Source organism: Rhodococcus sp. (in: high G+C Gram-positive bacteria) (assembly GCF_049286785.1).
Lineage (GTDB): Bacteria > Actinomycetota > Actinomycetes > Mycobacteriales > Mycobacteriaceae > Rhodococcus_F.
In genome coordinates this window covers 1-16438 of the sequence record NZ_JBAQEO010000520.1, presented here as the reverse complement: position 1 = coordinate 16438, position 16438 = coordinate 1, and the positions used below count along the sequence as shown (strand labels likewise).

18 protein-coding genes and 1 other RNA gene are annotated in these 16438 nt (G+C 65.1%); 14 read left to right on the top strand and 5 right to left on the bottom strand.

Going from position 1 to position 16438, the window contains the following annotated elements; translation table 11 throughout:
* The 5 genes from WAW17_RS18810 to hisN form a co-directional block, all read right to left on the bottom strand.
* Positions 1-806: AMP-binding protein (locus WAW17_RS18810; RefSeq protein WP_422334448.1), on the bottom strand; the 806-nt coding region annotated here is incomplete at its 3' end.
* A gap of 93 nt (positions 807-899) precedes the next feature.
* The gene (locus WAW17_RS18805; RefSeq protein ID WP_422334447.1) at positions 900-1049 is read right to left on the bottom strand and encodes a hypothetical protein; all 150 of its coding nucleotides are present in this window, start codon (positions 1047-1049) and stop codon (positions 900-902) included.
* Between the two features lie 231 nt (positions 1050-1280).
* Entirely contained in the window at positions 1281-2486 is a 1206-nt protein-coding gene (locus WAW17_RS18800; protein WP_422334446.1) for an acyl-CoA dehydrogenase family protein, read from the bottom strand.
* A 28-nt stretch (positions 2487-2514) separates the two neighbouring features.
* Positions 2515-3927 carry an acyl-CoA dehydrogenase family protein gene (locus WAW17_RS18795; protein ID WP_422334445.1) on the bottom strand — a complete coding sequence of 471 codons (1413 nt, stop codon included), beginning with the start codon at positions 3925-3927 and terminating at the stop codon, positions 2515-2517.
* A gap of 154 nt (positions 3928-4081) precedes the next feature.
* The gene (gene hisN / locus WAW17_RS18790) at positions 4082-4870 is read right to left on the bottom strand and encodes a histidinol-phosphatase (protein WP_422334444.1); all 789 of its coding nucleotides are present in this window, start codon (positions 4868-4870) and stop codon (positions 4082-4084) included.
* Positions 4871-5026: 156 nt separating this feature from the next.
* Here hisN and prfB point away from each other — a divergent pair, with 156 nt between their 5' ends.
* The 14 genes from prfB to WAW17_RS18720 all read left to right on the top strand — a co-directional run bounded on the left by prfB (position 5027) and on the right by WAW17_RS18720 (position 16227).
* On the top strand, positions 5027-6145 hold the full coding sequence (gene prfB, locus WAW17_RS18785) for a peptide chain release factor 2 (RefSeq protein ID WP_422334443.1): 1119 nt from the start codon (positions 5027-5029) through the stop codon (positions 6143-6145).
* A 7-nt stretch (positions 6146-6152) separates the two neighbouring features.
* The gene (locus WAW17_RS18780; protein WP_422334442.1) at positions 6153-7049 is read left to right on the top strand and encodes a mechanosensitive ion channel family protein; all 897 of its coding nucleotides are present in this window, start codon (positions 6153-6155) and stop codon (positions 7047-7049) included.
* Positions 7046-7495 (top strand): hypothetical protein, encoded by a 450-nt coding sequence (locus WAW17_RS18775; protein WP_422334441.1) that lies wholly within the window; start codon positions 7046-7048, stop codon positions 7493-7495. The genes WAW17_RS18780 and WAW17_RS18775 overlap by 4 nt, the downstream gene beginning before the upstream one ends.
* A gap of 58 nt (positions 7496-7553) precedes the next feature.
* A complete protein-coding gene (gene ftsE / locus WAW17_RS18770) occupies positions 7554-8243 on the top strand; it encodes a cell division ATP-binding protein FtsE (RefSeq protein WP_422334440.1) in 690 nt (229 codons plus the stop codon).
* An 87-nt stretch (positions 8244-8330) separates the two neighbouring features.
* Positions 8331-9236, top strand: a complete 906-nt coding sequence (ftsX, locus tag WAW17_RS18765; protein WP_422334439.1) for a permease-like cell division protein FtsX — start codon at positions 8331-8333, stop codon at positions 9234-9236.
* Positions 9237-9308: 72 nt separating this feature from the next.
* Positions 9309-9782, top strand: a complete 474-nt coding sequence (gene smpB / locus WAW17_RS18760) for an SsrA-binding protein SmpB (protein ID WP_422334438.1) — start codon at positions 9309-9311, stop codon at positions 9780-9782.
* 8 nt (positions 9783-9790) lie between these two features.
* A complete protein-coding gene (locus tag WAW17_RS18755; protein ID WP_422334450.1) occupies positions 9791-10645 on the top strand; it encodes an EamA family transporter in 855 nt (284 codons plus the stop codon).
* 96 nt (positions 10646-10741) lie between these two features.
* Positions 10742-11113, top strand: a transfer-messenger RNA (tmRNA) gene (ssrA, locus tag WAW17_RS18750).
* A 118-nt stretch (positions 11114-11231) separates the two neighbouring features.
* Positions 11232-11609, top strand: a complete 378-nt coding sequence (locus WAW17_RS18745) for a fluoride efflux transporter FluC (RefSeq protein WP_422334437.1) — start codon at positions 11232-11234, stop codon at positions 11607-11609.
* Complete coding sequence (gene crcB, locus WAW17_RS18740) at positions 11606-11950, top strand: fluoride efflux transporter CrcB (RefSeq protein WP_422334436.1); 345 nt, start codon at positions 11606-11608, stop codon at positions 11948-11950. The genes WAW17_RS18745 and crcB overlap by 4 nt, the downstream gene beginning before the upstream one ends.
* Positions 11951-12018: 68 nt before the next feature.
* Positions 12019-13650: a phosphoglucomutase (alpha-D-glucose-1,6-bisphosphate-dependent) gene (pgm, locus tag WAW17_RS18735; protein ID WP_422334449.1), complete on the top strand. Its 1632-nt coding sequence runs from the start codon at positions 12019-12021 to the stop codon at positions 13648-13650.
* A gap of 61 nt (positions 13651-13711) precedes the next feature.
* Positions 13712-14938, top strand: a complete 1227-nt coding sequence (locus WAW17_RS18730) for an MFS transporter (RefSeq protein WP_422334435.1) — start codon at positions 13712-13714, stop codon at positions 14936-14938.
* A gap of 26 nt (positions 14939-14964) precedes the next feature.
* Positions 14965-15453, top strand: a complete 489-nt coding sequence (locus WAW17_RS18725) for a MauE/DoxX family redox-associated membrane protein (RefSeq protein WP_422334434.1) — start codon at positions 14965-14967, stop codon at positions 15451-15453.
* A gap of 42 nt (positions 15454-15495) precedes the next feature.
* Complete coding sequence (locus WAW17_RS18720; protein ID WP_422334433.1) at positions 15496-16227, top strand: DsbA family protein; 732 nt, start codon at positions 15496-15498, stop codon at positions 16225-16227.
* Positions 16228-16438 lie beyond the last annotated feature (211 nt).

The window sequence follows — 16438 nt, the reverse complement described above, 5'->3', positions numbered from 1 at the left end:
TCCATGACCACGGTCTGCTGCAGTGCCAGTGCGAGGGCGAACTGCGATACGCCCGTCCCGTGAAATGCGGGTGCGGCCATCAGCATCGTCTGGCCGGGGCGCAGGGGAACCCGGTCGAGAAACTGGGCGGACGCGAGGGGTGACGTGTGTCCGCGGGGCGCACCTTTCGGTGTACCGGTCGTACCGCTGGTGAGCAGTACGAATCCCCCTTCCGTCGAAGGCGGTGGTACCGACCGGCGATCGCGGCCCTCCATCAGATCGTCGAGGTTCCGCACCTGCGAAACGGTGTCGCCATCCACCCATGAGCGGTACCTGATCGTGCCTTCGGGAAGGGCCTCTGCGACAGCGGTGAATTCGTCGTCGTAGACGAACGCCTTCACCTGCTCCCGTGTTGCGACGTCGACGAGTTGAGGGCGGGCGAACCCGGTGTTCATCAACACCAGTTTCGTGCCGTTCTTGGCGGCGGCGAGCATGGTGAGCACCAGGCCACGGTGGTTACGACACATGCAGCCCATGACGGATCCGGGGGTGATGCCTTCGGCCTGCCATGCCCGGACCAGAGCGTTCGATTGCGCTTCGATGTCGCCGTAGGTGAGCGAACCCCGGTCATCGATCAGGGCGACGACTTCGGGATCGTTCCCGGCGTGTGCGTGAACCGGACCGGCGAAGGGGCCGTACTTCCGGACGGCCAGTATGGACTGGATGCCCCGGTCGAGGCGGGGAAGTGGGATGAGGCCCGCGCGGCTCATCACTCGGACCGCCCCAACCGTGTCCGTGATCTTGGTGCGAATGTGCTGAGCCGGCATCGAGAACCCTCTCGCTATGTGACCTATATCACGCTCAGCGTAGACGAGGGTTGTTCGGAACGGTCCACTTCGGAGTCGCGAAGCGGACCGGCGTCAGGCCGCCGGGCTGGACCAGCGGATGCTGCTGCGCCGCGACGGACGCTCACGAAGTTCCTTGATGTGGGCAGCTCGTCCCACGAGGACCGCAACGGGGACCGAGATCAGCGCCCACGTCATGAGGATTGCTGCGAGGATCCACCACATGTCCCCAGTATGCACGAAACGGGATCTGAGTTGGTTATTATTTGATAAAGATGTCCGGAGGTTTGTGATCGGGCCGTGACCCGAACGGGGAACTCTCGGCTCGAATTGTTACCTCCGACCCGCTGGGCAGGGCGGTTACCGACTCACGGCGGTGCAGGTCGGGTGGCACGAGGAAGCCCCGCCACACGTGAGAGCGGCGGGGCTACACCCCTCGAAATATGTTCGGTTCTGCTATTTCAGCTCTGCGGACGACTTTCCGAGTAGGCGCCGCGCGACGATGAGTTGCTGGATCTGCTGCGTGCCCTCGAAGATGTCGAGGATCTTGGAGTCGCGGGCCCACTTCTCGAGCAGCGGGCGCTCCGAGTAACCCAGAGTGCCCGCGAGTTCGACGGCCTTGAGGGAGATCGCAGTGCCGGTACGTCCCGCTTTCGCCTTGGACATCGAGGCCTCGAGCGAGTTGGGTTTCTTGTTGTCCGCCATCCAGGTAGCCCGGAGGGCGAGAAGGTAGGCCGCTTCCCAGTCGGCTTCGAGCTGAACGAATTCGGCCGCCGCCGCGTGCTGGTTGTAGGCCGGGGTGTCGTAGGAGATCTCGACCCCGGCCTCGGTCAGGATGCGGCGCAGTTCTTCGAGAGCGGCGCGGCCGAGGCCGACCGCCATTCCGGCGACGATGGGCCGGGTGTTGTCGAATGTCTGCATGACGCCGGCAAAACCCCTCTCCACGTTGACTTCCGGAGTGCCGAGAAGGTTGTCTGCGGGAATCCGGCAGTCCTGCAACAGCAGTACCGCGGTATCGGAGGCTTTGATTCCGAGCTTGTGCTCGAGGCGGGCGACGCTCAGACCCGGAGCATCGCGCGGGACCACGAACGACTTGATCGCGGCACGGCCCTTCGACTTGTCGACCGTTGCCCACACGACGATATGGGTGGAGCGTTCGCCGGCGGTAACGAAGATCTTCTCGCCGTTGAGGACGTATTCGTCACCGTCGAGCACTGCCGTGGTGGTCACCGCTGCGGAGTCGGAGCCGAATCCGGGCTCGGTGATGGCCATGGAGGCCCAGACCTTCCCGAACCGCTCGAGTTGCTCGTCGGTCGCGACGGCGGCGATCGCCGAGTTCCCGAGGCCCTGGTAGGGGATCGCGAGCGTGAGACCTACATCGCCCCAGCATGTTTCGATGACATTCATGAGCGACGACATGTTGCCGCCGTTGACATTGCCGATGACCTTGGGCTCGTCACCGCGACCGAGTGCGGCACCCGCGGCACCCTTGCCGGAGTCGTTGAGACCCTCCACCATGGCGGCCATGGTGTCGAGTTCCTTGGGGTAGGCGTGCTCCGCGAGATCGTACTTGCGGGAGATCGGCCGAAAGATTTCCGCCGCGACCTGATGTGCCTGATTCGCGGAAGCCTTGAGTTTCTTGGGAAGTTCGAGATTGATCATGACTGTTCCTTAAGTCGAATCCGGCCGCTCAGATCAGGACGATGCCCTCGGCGACGCCGACGGCGCGTAGGTCGCGGTACCAGCGCTCCACGGGATGTTCCTTGGTGTAACCGTGGCCACCGAGCAACTGGACGCCGTCGAGGCCGATCTGCATGCCCTTCTCGGAAGCCAGCTTCCGGGCGAGAGCCGATTCGCGGGCGAACGACAAGCCCTGCTCGGCGCGGGAGGCGCCCCGAAGAGTCACCAGGCGAAGACCGTCGAGTTCGATGCCGATGTTGGCAACCATGAATGCCACTGCCTGCCGGTTGCTGATCGGCTCACCGAACGCCACCCGCTCGTTGACGTAGGGAATGACGTAATCGAGGACGGCCTGACCGGTTCCGACCGCCAACGATGCCCAGCCGAGCCGGGCGAGCCGGATGGCATCGGCGTACTCGGCCCGGCGCACGTCCGCATCGCCGTCGCCGAGCAGGGCCGACTCGGGCACCGCGACATCGGTGAGATTCAGGCGACCGAGTCCGGCGGCTCGCAGCCCCATACTCGGGTCGGCCTCCACGACGAGCCCCTTGGAGTCGGCCTCGACGATGAAGAAGGACGGCTTGCCGTCGAGTTCCGCTGCCACCAGGAATAGTTCGGACGTCGCGGCGGCCGGCACGAGGCTCTTGACACCGTTGAGCCTGTACCCGCTGGGGGAGCGGACGGCCTTGGTCTGCAGTGCGAACGGGTCGAACAGCGCCCTCGGCTCGTTCACGACGACAGCCGCGTTCGGCACCTGCTCACCGGCGAATGCGGGCAGATACGTCAACTGCTGGGCATCGGTTCCCCACTGGGTGAGGGCGACGGCCACGCCGCTCGGCGCGAGGATCGGCAATGCGAGACCCATGTCGCCGTGGGCCAGTGCCTCCGCGACGAGCGAATTTGTCACGGCGCCACGCTCGGTGGCGGCCCCGCCGAGTTCCTCGGGGACACTGACGACAGTGATGCCCAGTTCGGCGGCACGCTTGACGAGGTCCGCGGGAGCGGCAGCCGCGGCATCCGCGTCGTGGGCTGCCGGGCGCAGTATCTCCGCCGCGAACTCGCGCACCGTCTCGACGATCATCTGCTGGTCGTCGGTGGGCGTGAGGTCGAAGTATCCCGCCCCGGCCGTGGGGCTGTGGGGAAGACGCTTGGGGGTGCCGCCGCCGGACACCTTCTTGAAACCGCGGGTGGCGGCGCCGAGGGTCCTGAATCCGGTCTTGGTGCCTTCGTAGGTCACCCGATCGATCGTCTGGCGCAGGTTGTACTTCTCTGCCAGATCGGAACCGGTGATCCTGGTCAACACTCGCATTGCGGCACCCATGGCGTCGCGCTTCACCGGGTTGAGTCCGACGGCGGACGTGTCGCGGGGCTCCCGCTTGTCGCGTCCGGAGGGGGCAACAGTGTCTTGCTTGCTCATGATCACCAGCTGTTTCTCGGTGTTCGGGCGTGGACACCGAAAATCTTACTCAGCGGTAAGGTAAGTGTCTACTCCCGAGTAAGTTCGGGGTGGCCCGGGCACGGGGGAGCGCGGAATCACCGCAGGTCGCGGGGTTCGGTGAAAGAGCTGGTAGGGGCTGTCAGTTGCGACGTAGCCGCGACAGGACCTCGTCGTGCAACAGGCCGTTGGTAGCCACGGCACTACCGCCGTGCGGCCCCTCCGTTCCTGCGAGGTCGGTGAACCGTCCACCCGCCTCCCGCACCAGCACGTCGAGCGGGGCAAGATCCCAGAGCGAGACCTCGGGTTCTGCGGCGATATCCACTGCTCCCTCGGCGAGAAGGCAGTACGAGAAGAAATCGCCGAAGCCTCGGACGCGCCACACGTCATCGGTGAGCGCAAGGAACCGATCGCGGATGCCGAGATCCCGCCATCCGGACAGGCTCGAGAAGGTGAGACTGGCCGAGCTCAGGCGGTCCACGGCCGACACGGAGATGCGGGCGGGATCGGCTCCCTCGAACGAGGTCCACGCTCCGGCGCCGGTCGCGGCCCACCAGCGGCGGGCGAGCGCGGGAGCGCTCACGACCCCGGCAACGGGGACACCGTCGTCGAGGAGGGCGATCAAGGTGGCCCACACGGGGACTCCGCGAACGAAGTTCTTGGTGCCGTCGATCGGATCGACGACCCATTGCCGTCCGGTGAACTGGGTGGCGCCGCCGAACTCCTCGCCCAGCACGGCGTCGTCCGGTCGTTCCGCTTCGAGTGTGCCGCGCACCGCGCGCTCCACGGCGAGGTCGGCGTCGGACACGGGGGTGAGGTCAGGTTTGTCATCCACTCGAAGGTCGAGCGCGCCGAACCTGGTCCTGGTGATCGCGTCGGCCTCGTCGGCGATTCGGAGGGCGAGTTCGAGGTCGGCATCGTATGCGGTCACGGACGCTCAGGCTACTCGGACGCCGAACCGCGAGCTCAGTCGATCGTGACTTCCCTCAGCTTGCTCCTTGCCACATCGAACACGAATCCGCGATAGAGAGCCCTGCACAGCCCGTGGTGGCGGGCACCCCGGCCGCACCCGGTAACCTGGGGAACCGTGCATCCCGACGTATCCGCAGACCTGGGCGAGCTCGACACCACCCTCCGCACCGTCGAATCGGTGCTGGACGTGGAGGAGTTGCGCCGGCGTATCGACGAGCTCGAACATCAGGCCGCCGACCCCGAGCTGTGGAACGACCAGGAACATGCTCAGCGGGTCACCAGTCAGCTCTCGCATTCGCAGGCCGAACTCCGCCGCGTCGAGGAATTGCGGCAGCGGCTCGAGGATCTTCCCCTGCTCTACGAGCTGGCGGAGGAGGACGAAGGTGCCGAGGCGCTCGCCGACGCGGATGCCGAACGCGCGGCATTGCGTGCCGACATCGAGGCGATGGAAGTCAAGACGATGCTGTCCGGCGAGTACGACCAGCGTGATGCGCTCGTCAACATCCGGTCGGGGGCCGGCGGTGTCGACGCCGCGGACTGGGCCGAGATGCTGATGCGCATGTACATCCGGTGGGCGGAGAAGCACGGTTACGGCGTGGAGGTCTACGACACGTCCTATGCCGAGGAAGCCGGCATCAAGAGCGCCACCTTCGCGATCAAGTCTCCCTATACCTACGGCACGCTGTCCGTGGAACAGGGCACGCACCGACTGGTGCGGATCAGCCCGTTCGACAACCAGGGTCGCAGGCAGACCTCCTTCGCCGAGGTCGAGGTGCTGCCCGTGGTCGACACCACCGACCACATCGACGTCAACGAGAACGACGTCCGAGTGGACGTCTACCGCTCCTCGGGTCCGGGTGGGCAGTCTGTCAACACCACCGACTCGGCGGTGCGATTGACGCACATCCCCACCGGAATCGTGGTCACCTGCCAGAACGAGAAGTCGCAGTTGCAGAACAAGGTATCCGCCATGCGGGTGCTGCAGGCGAAACTGCTCGAGGTCAAACGGAAGGAAGAGCGCGCCGAGATGGACGCGCTCAAGGGCGACGGCGGCAGCTCCTGGGGTAACCAGATGCGTTCCTACGTGCTTCATCCCTATCAGATGGTCAAGGATTTGCGAACCGAATACGAGGTCAACAACCCGTCGGCCGTTCTCGACGGCGACATCGACGGCTTCCTCGAGGCCGGGATCCGCTGGCGGATGCGCGAGAATCAGGCAGAGAAGCAGGCGTAGCCCCCGTATGGAGACAACTGCCGCCATGTTCGTCCCAACCAGGAACCTGCTCGACTGGCTTTCGTCGACGGGCCTCGCGGTGTCTCTTACTGTCCTGGGATCGCTTCTGCTGGCGCGATTCGTCAGCTGGGGTGGCACCAAGATCACCGATCGCATCGACAGCAACTACATGCAGGGTGATGCGCTGGTCAGGTCCGAGGCCACCAAGCATCGGCATTCGGTGGCCCAGGTGATCACCTGGGTGGTCATCACCCTCATCTACGTGGTCGCGGTGATGAAGGTGCTCGATCAGCTCAATTTGCCGATCGGCAGCCTCGTCGCCCCGGCAACCGTGCTCGGTGCGGCATTGGGCTTCGGCGCCCAGCGCGTGGTCCAGGACATCCTCGCCGGTTTCTTCATCATCACCGAGCGACAGTACGGTTTCGGTGACACGGTGCGTCTCGCCATCACCGGGTCGTCCGACGACGCCGAGGGCGTGATCGAGGACGTCACGCTCCGGGTCACGCGGATGCGGAGCCCGGATGGTGAGGTCATCACCGTGCCTAACGGCCAGATCGTGAAGGCGATCAATCTGTCGAAGGACTGGGCCCGGGCCGTGATCGACGTTCCGGTTCCCGCGATGGCCGACATCAACAGGGTCAACGAGTTGCTGCATCAGGTCGGGGTCGAGGCCTTCGCGGACCGGAATCTCAAGAAGTTGCTGCTCGACGAGCCGACGGTGATGGGTGTCGAGAGCCTGACAGTGGACGAGGTCAGTGTGCGCGTGGTGGCGAGGACGTTGCCCGGTAAGCAGTTCCAGGTCGGGCGCGCGCTCCGCGTGCGGATCGCAACCGCCATGCGACGTCAGGGGATCACCGTCACACCCGACCTGCAGACCGTGCGCGCCGGGGAGACCGCGGAATGACCGAATCGAGGCGCGGGCTGGACAGGATCCTGCAGTCCCGCGTGATCCCCGCGCGACTCTTCGGCGGCAGGGTGCGGACCTCGACGCTGGCCCTGTGCATTCTGTGGCTCGGTTTGTACACCCTGCACTCCTACCTCAATCCCGAGGTCGAATCGGTGGAAGGCCCTGTTCTGGGACCTGCGGTCACCACCAGTGAGCCGGCCCGCGTCCCCACGTACGAACCGACCACCACCGAGACGACGCAGGAGTTACCGACGACGACGGTGACCGTTCCGGAACCGACGCTGGAGATGCCGTCGATCACACCGCGCGAGCAGATTCCGACCACGACGTCCTCGTCGCCGTTGCCGTTCGGCATTCCGCCGATATTTCCCGGACCCGCCGGGGTTGAGACACCGACGATGACGCCCGCATCGCCGCCGACGACGACGCAGAGCGGATTCTGACGGGCGCCGCGCGTCGCTCCGATAGGTCACCGTTCGATAACGTCTAGACTGGCTCCTCGTGATCAGCGTCGAGAATGTGTCGAAGTCGTACAAGACCTCCACGAGGCCCGCCTTGGACAAGGTGAGCGTCGAGGTGGACAAGGGCGAATTCGTCTTCCTGATCGGCCCGTCGGGTTCGGGGAAGTCGACGTTCATGCGGCTGCTCCTCAAAGAGGAGTCGCCCACCGCGGGTGACATCCACATTGCGGATTTCCACGTCAACAAGCTGTCCGCGCGGCGTGTGCCGAAGTTGCGGCAGAGCATGGGCGTCGTGTTCCAGGATTTCCGGTTGCTCCAGAAGAAATCGGTGTCCGAGAACGTGGCGTTCGCACTGGAAGTGATCGGCAAGCCTCGTGCCATGATCGCGCGGACAGTGCCGGAAGTACTCGAGATGGTGGGCCTGTCCGGCAAGGCAGACCGTCTGCCCACCGAGTTGTCGGGCGGTGAACAACAGCGTGTCGCGATCGCGCGCGCATTTGTGAACCGTCCCCTCGTGCTGCTGTGCGACGAACCGACGGGCAATCTCGACCCGGATACCAGCCAGGACATCATGCTTCTGCTCGAACGCATCAATCGGACCGGAACCACCGTGGTAATGGCGACCCACGACCATCACATCGTCGACTCGATGCGCCGCCGGGTGGTGGAGCTCGACCTCGGAAGAGTGGTGCGGGACGAGGCTCGCGGGGTGTACGGCGTGGGACGGTAGCTCCGCCGCTCCCGATGTACAGCACGTTCAGCTCGTCAGTTTCGGCCCCGTCCGTAAACCCGCCCGACGAAGGACTCTGATTCCCCGATGCGCGCCAGTTTCATTTTCAGTGAGGTCCTCACCGGACTCCGTCGCAACGTCACCATGACCATTGCGATGATCCTGACGACCGCCATCTCGCTCGGGCTCTTCGGCAGCGGTCTGCTCGTGGTGCAGATGGCCGGGAAGACTCAGCAGATCTTCCTGGACCGAGTGGAGGTGCAGATCTTCCTCACCGACGACATTTCCACGACGGATCCCGCGTGTGATGCGGAAATCTGCAGCGTGCTGAGAAGCGAGCTGGAGCGGACTCCGTCGGTGGTGTCCGTCGAGTACCTGAATCGGGACGATGCGGTGAAGGACGCAACGGAGCGGGTGTTCAAGGATCAGCCCGAACTGGCGGCGCTCGTCAGTCCCGAGAGCTTCCCGGCGTCGTTCAAGATCAAGCTGAGCGATCCGGAACGTTTCGGGGTGATCAACGACCAATTCGGCATGCGGCCGGGTGTCGAGAGTGTGCTGAATCAGCGTGAACTGGTGGAACGGCTGTTCAGTGTGCTGAGTGGTGTGCGCAACGCCGCATTCGCGATCGCGATCGTGCAGGCGGTGGCCGCGATTCTGCTGATCGCGAACATGGTTCAGATCGCAGCGTTCACCCGGCGCACCGAGGTGGGCATCATGCGATTGGTGGGCGCCACCCGCTGGTACACGCAACTGCCCTTCCTCCTGGAGGCGGTGGCGGCGGCGCTGGTCGGTGCCGTTCTCGCGGTTGCAGGGCTGTTCACCGCCAAGAACGTGTTCGTCGACGACGTGCTGGCCGATGTGTACGAGGCCAATATCGTCGCCCGGATTTCCAACAGTGACGTGCTGTTCATCTCACCCGTCCTGATTCTGGCAGGTGTCGGAATGGCGGCCGTGACCGCCTACGTCACCTTGCGGCTGTACGTGCGCGAGTAATCCTGTTGCCCGGCCTCCTATGCTGGAAGTTACAGAACTGTTCATGACATCGCGGACTGAAAGGCCCGGCACGTGAAGGAAAAGGGCCGCAAGGTCATTGCGACCAATCGCAAGGCACGACACAACTACACGATTCTCGATACCTATGAGGCGGGAATCGCACTCCTCGGTACCGAGGTGAAGAGCCTGCGGGAAGGACAGGCGTCGCTGGTGGACGCCTTCGCCACCGTCGACGACGGTGAGGTGTGGTTGCGCGGCTTGCACATCCCGGAATACACGCAGGGCACCTGGACCAACCATTCCCCGCGCCGGACGAGAAAGCTGTTGCTGCACAAGCGGGAGATCGAGCACCTTCTCGGTAAGTCGCGGGAGGGAAATCAGACTCTGGTGCCGCTCTCGATGTATTTCTCGGATGGCAAGGTGAAGGTGGAACTCGCCCTCGCCAAGGGTAAGCAGGACTACGACAAGCGCCAGGATCTGGCGAGGCGGACAGCCGAGCGTGAGGTGACCCGCGAACTCGGACGCCGAGTCAAGGGTATGCGCTGACTTCCGTTCTGCTCGCGCTCGTCGCCGCGGTCGGTTACGGGGTGAGCGACTTCGTGGGGGGTGTGGCGTCCCGCCGGGTGGCGGCGCTGCGGGTGGTGATCGTCTCGTACCCGCTGTCGGTGCTGATCGTGCTCGCCATCGCCCCGTTCGTGGATGGATCACTGTCCACGGCGTCGCTGGTGTGGGGCGCGGTGTCGGGAGTCGCCGGGGGTGTGGCGGTGTGGTGGTTCTATCTGGCGCTGGCCTCGGGTCCGATGTCGGTGGTCTCGCCGCTGACGGCTGTTCTGGTCGCGGGGATACCCGTCCTCGTCGGCATTGCGCTCGGAGAACGGCCGGGACTGATCGCGTTCGCCGGGATCGCGGTCGCGCTGATCGCCGTGGTGCTCGTGAGCCGGGAATCTCCCGACGCGGCCGCCGGGGAGGTGGCCGGCGGCCGGGTATTGCGTTTCACCCGAAATGTGGCAGTTCTCACGGTGGGTTCCGGCATCGCTTTCGCACTCGCCTTCGTCGCCCTGCATCGAATCGGCGACGAGGGTGGACTGTGGCCGCTGGCCATCTCGCGACTGGCGGCGACCATGGTGGTGTGGGCGGTGGCAGTGGCGGCGGGCCGCTTCGTCCTGCCGCACGGGGAGCCGCTGAAACTCGCGGTGTACGTCGGTTTTCTCGATGTCCTGGCCAATGCCGCGATGATGTACGCCTTCCAGGGGGGAATGCTCTCACTCGTCAGTGTCATCGGTTCCCTCTATCCGGCTGCCACCGTGCTGCTGGCGATGGTGATGCTGGGCGAACGGGTGAGCCGGGTCCAGCAGGCGGGCATGCTTCTGGCCCTCGCGGCAGTGGGGATGATCACGGTTGCGAGCTGACCGGCGGCGCGAAAAAAAGAATTTCGGAAATCGGGATGAAATCCTGGGTTCGTTAGCGTTACACTTGGTGGCCCCACAAGAACGCGGGGCACGTACGGGGCTGAACGGTTTCGACTGCGTACGTTGAGGTAGGGGAAGCGTGTCGGTGCAGGCAAGAGACCACCGTAAGCGTCGCTGCAAACATATAAGCGCCGACTCCAATCAGCGCGACTACGCCCTCGCTGCCTAAGTAGCGACTGCGTGTCTGTCAGTCCGGGTTCGCCCTCGGCTCGGGTACTGGCATCAGCTAGAGGGCTTTACCGTTCGGCTCGGTCGCGGAGCAGAACGGGACAACCAACAGCGACTGGGATCGTCATCCTGGCTTGTTTGCGAGACCGGGAGATCCAAGTAGAGACATAGCAAACTGCACACGGAGAAGCCCTAGCTTTGCTGCGGAGGACCCGGGTTCAATTCCCGGCAGCTCCACGAGAGCCGGGTTCGGAAGTTCGCATGAACTTCCGGACCCGGCTTTTTCCGTTTCCGATTACGGTGTCCAGGATTTATGGTGCCCTCAGGATCGTGATCCGGACAGGCAGGAGGAACGCCGGTGGTCGACGTCAGGCCCGTTGCTGTGGTCGCGCTGGGTGGCGCACTCGGCGCGAGCGCCCGGTTCGCGCTCTGCGAGCAATGGCCGGGTATCTGGACGGTCCTCGCGATCAACATCGTCGGATCGCTCCTGCTCGGGTATCTCGCCGAGGTCGTCGGGCCGGACCGTCTGTGGCGGCTGTTCCTCGGCGTCGGCGTCCTCGGGGGGTTCACCACGTTCTCGACCTTCGCGGTCGACGCCGTGAGCGAAGAGCCCGGACGAGCGGTCCTGTACATCGTGGCCACGCTGGCACCCGCGCTGGCCGCGGCCCGGCTCGGCATGCTCGCCGGTCATATCCACCGGCAACGGCATCGGATGGCGGCGGGCGTCGTCGCATGACCGTCGTCCTCGTGGCGGTGGGCGGCGCTCTCGGTGCGGCTGTTCGTTACCTCGCCGGCAGGCACGTCGCCTCGTACCGGAGTTTTCCCGTTGCCACCTTCCTCGTGAACATTGCCGGTTGCCTGTTGCTCGGTATGTTCGCCGGTGCATCGATGTCGGCCCAGAGTTTCGCGCTGCTCGGCTCCGGGTTCTGTGGCGGCCTCACCACGTACTCCACCTTCGCTGTGGAGTCTGTGGGTCTTGCCCGTATTCGAAAGCCGTTCACTTCGCTGCTGTACGTTCTCGCGAGCATCTCGGTCGGTCTGGCCGCGGCATGGCTGGGGTTCGGCGTGGTGTCCTGATCGCGGTCCCGATCGTGAGGGTGCAGGATGAGGTATCGATCGTTTCCCTAATGAGTTCAGGAGGTCTCGTGGCGCACCACCGGGCGGGCCAGGTTGCATTGCCGGAAGATCTCGTGGACGTCGCGCACCTGGTGTCGGCGTATTACAGTCGCCTTCCCGACCCTGACAAGCCATCGCAGCAAGTGGTGTTCGGAACGTCCGGGCACCGCGGTTCGAGTCTCGACTCGGCCTTCAACGAGCCACACATTCTGGCCACCACGCAGGCCATCGTCGAGTACCGGGCCTCGCAGGGAATCGACGGCCCGCTGTTCCTGGGACGTGACACGCACGCACTGTCCGAGCCGGCCTGGACGTCCGCGCTCGAGGTGCTGGCGGCCAATGACGTGACGGTACTGATCGATTCACGGGACCGGTACACGCCGACACCGGCGCTCAGCCACGCGATCCTGCGCTACAACGGAAGCGGCCCCGAATCCAAGGCCGACGGGATCGTCGTCACGCCGTCGCACAATCCGCCGCGGGACGGCGGATTCAAGTACAACCCGCCACACGGGGGACCGGCCGACTCCGACGCCACCACGATCATCGCGGACCGCGCCAACCAACTGCTTCGCGAGAATCTGCGGGGTGTCCGTCGCGTCTCCTTCGAGACGGCGATCCGTGGCGCCGAACGCTACGACTTCCTCCGTTTCTATGTCGACGACCTGCCGAGTGTTCTCGACTTCGATGCGATCCGGAGCGAGGGTGTGCGTATCGGTGCCGATCCACTCGGCGGGGCCAGCGTCGACTACTGGGGCGCCATCGCGGAAACGCACCGACTCGATCTCGAGGTGGTCAACCCTCTTGTGGATGCCACCTGGCGGTTCATGACGCTCGATACCGACGGCAAGATCCGCATGGACTGCTCGTCACCGGACGCGATGGCATCGCTGATCGGGGCCCGGGATCGGTTCGACATCGCCACGGGTAACGACGCGGACGCGGACCGGCACGGAATTGTCACCCCCGACGGCGGATTGATGAATCCCAACCACTACCTCGCGGTCGCCATCGACTACCTGTTCGCACATCGTCCGCGGTGGGCGTCGACGGTCAAGGTGGGGAAGACGCTCGTGAGTTCGTCGATGATCGACCGCGTGGTCCACGGTCTCGGGCGCGAACTGCTCGAGGTTCCGGTCGGTTTCAAATGGTTCGTTCCCGGCCTCCTCGAAGGCTCGCTGGGCTTCGGCGGCGAGGAGAGCGCCGGTGCGTCGTTCCTGCGGCACGACGGGAGTGTGTGGACCACAGACAAGGACGGTCTGCTTCTCGCGCTGCTGGCCTCGGAGATTACCGCGGTGACGGGGAAGACTCCCTCGGTACGGTACCGGCAGTTGGCGGACCGCTTCGGCAGCCCTTACTACGCCCGGATCGACGCACCCGCAACCCGGGAAGAGAAGGCCGTTCTCGCGAAGCTGTCGCCGGACCAGGTGAAGGCCACCGAACTCGCCGGAGAACCGATCACGTCGACGCTGACGCGCGCCCCCGGCAACGGGGCGCCGATCGGTGGGTTGAAGGTCACCACGGCCAACGCGTGGTTCGCCGCGCGGCCGTCGGGCACCGAGGACGTCTACAAGATCTATGCAGAATCCTTCGAGGGGCCGGAGCATCTCGCCGAGGTGCAGGCGGCAGCCAAGGAGCTGGTGGCCGACGTTCTGAAATGAGGGTCGGCCCCCGGGCCGCGTCCGGGCGGCACCCGGGGTGCACATAACATCAGGTCCAATCATGAACATTCGTGCAGCCGGACCGCCCGCCGGGCGTGAGGCGCAGCTTCCCAGGGAAATCTGGGTGCTGGTGTCGGCCAGCTTCGTCATCGCACTCGGATTCGGGATCGTCGCCCCCGCGCTTCCTCAGTTCGCCCGCAGTTTCGACGTGAGCGTCACCGCAGCCACCGTTGTCATCTCGTCGTTCGCGTTCATGCGGTTGGTGTTCGCTCCGGTGAGCGGCAGGCTGGTGCAGAAACTGGGGGAGCGACCGGTGTATATCACCGGCCTGCTCGTCGTCGCCGCCTCCACTGCGGCGTGCGCGGTGGCCGGGGACTATTGGCAACTTCTGCTGTTCCGTGCGCTCGGTGGAATCGGGTCGACCATGTTCACGGTCTCGGCGATGGGTCTGGTGATCCGGATCGCACCGCCCGACCGCCGCGGACGTGTGTCCGGACTGTACGCGACGAGCTTTCTCATGGGTTCGATCAGTGGCCCGCTCGTGGGTGCGCTGCTCGTCGGTTTCGGTCTGCGGGTTCCGTTCGTCATCTACGCCGTTGCGCTCGTCGTCGCCGCTGCGGTGGTGTTCCTGAGCCTGAAGAACTCCCGGCTCACCGCTCCGGACGTCACCGGCGCCGGTGTGACGATGACTCTGCGGCAAGCGCTCGGTTCACCCGTGTACCGCGCAGCGCTCGGCTCGAATTTCGCCTACGGCGGTGTGATCTTCGGAGTCCGCGTCGCAATGGTGCCGCTGTTCGTGGTGGAGGCACTGCAACGTGACGAAGCTCTCGCCGGGGTCGCTCTCACTGTCTTCGCCGTCGGTAACGCGTTGGTGCTGATGGTGTCGGGCAGGCTGTCGGACACCTATGGACGCAAGGTCTTCGTGATACTCGGACTGCTGGTGTGCGGGGCGGCCACCGTCGGCATGGGATTCAGCGAGAGCCTGGTGGTCTTCCTGGTGCTGTCGGCCGTCGCCGGCATCGGATCCGGCGTGATGAGCCCTGCTCAGCAGGCTGCGGTCGCTGATGTCGTCGGTGCCAAGTCGCGCGGGGGGCCGGTCCTGGCCACCTTCCAGATGGCTTCCGACGTCGGTGGGGTTCTCGGGCCCGTCGGTGCGGGGCTGCTGGCTCAGCATCTCTCGTACAGCGTCGCGTTCGCCGTGACGGGCGGAGTGATGCTTCTCGCAGCGGTCGGCTGGCTGCTGGTGCCGAGGAAGACCGTGATCGAGGCGACAGTTCAGGCAGCCTGACCCCCCGCCTCGGTACCCTCGTTGAGGTGTGGACAAAGACCGCTTCTCTCGCTGCCCGGCTGGTACTCGCCGCCGTGTGGCTCATTTCCGGCGCCATCAAGGTTGCCGACCCCGCGCAGACGATCGTCGCGGTGCGCGCCTACCAGCTGCTGCCCGAGGACCTTGTCCGCCCCGTCGCCAACACCCTGCCATTCCTCGAGATCGCCCTCGGCCTGCTCCTGTTGACAGGTATCGCGGTGCGGGCCACCGCTGTGGTGTCAGGTCTCGTACTGGCCGTCCTCATCGGCGTGATCGTGTCCGTATGGTCCCGGGGGTTGTCCATCGACTGCGGGTGCTTCGGCGGTGGCGGTCCCGCTGACGTCAACGGCTGGGATTACCTCCAGGAGATTCTTCGCGACCTGGGATTTCTGCTCCTGGCGGGCTGGCTGGTGGTCTATCCCCGCGCAGCGTTCGCACTGGGACTCGGCTCGCGAGCCCGATTCTCAGTGACCCCTCAGCAGGTGATGGCAGAGTAGACAACCGGCATTATCGATTCGACGTCGAAGGACTGCATCCACGTGAGCGCGAAAACCAAGTACAACCCGCAGCCGGAGTCCAGCCGGGCCACCTATATTTTCGGTGGCCTCGCCGTACTCGTCATTGCCGTGCTGGTGATCGGCGGCGTGATCTGGCAGAACGATCGCAGCAAGCCGCGCAACGAAGGGTACGGCGGAGTCCAGAACTCCGCCGTCGAGGTGGCGCTGCAGGAGAACGGGGTGGTGCTCCTCGGGCGTCCCGACGCAGCCACGTCGATCGATCTCTTCGAGGATCCGATGTGCCCGTACTGCGCCGAACTGGAGAACCGGAACGGCCAGGAACTGGCCCAGGCCATCGACGACGGCGCGGTGGCCGTCCGCTACCACATCCTGAACTTCCTCGACCGTTTGTCCGCGAGCGGTGACTACTCGACCCGTGCTGTGGCCGCGTCCCAGTGTGTGGCCGAGACCGGCGACGCCGTGGCGTACTCGGCGTTCCATGCGGAGCTGTTCTCGCCGGCGAATCAGCCGAAGGAGAACGGCAGCGACGATCATTCCAACGAGGAACTCGCGCAGTTGGCTCGCGACGCGGGAGCGTCGGATGACGCCGCTCGGTGCATCACCTCCGGTGCACGCGTCGAGCAGGCCGCGATCGACGCAGAGGCAGGGCGTCAGGCGCTCGCAGCGAGCGGCGCCACCGGCACACCCGCGGTCGTCAAGGACGGCACCGTCATCGACGCTCTCGGCAATGAAAACTGGGTGTCCCAGCTGTAGGCGGCTTCGGTGCCCGTGGGTGGGTAATGGGTGTGGCGACCCGTTACTCACTCACAGGCGCGAAGCGCCCTGACCACCCGATTTGTTGGCCAGGACAGCAATGGTGTAACTTTCTTCGAGCACGCGGAAGTGAGTTCCGGTGCAACGAAACAACTGAAACGGGGCTATGGCGCAGCTGGTAGCGCACCACACTGGCAGTGTGGGGGTCAGG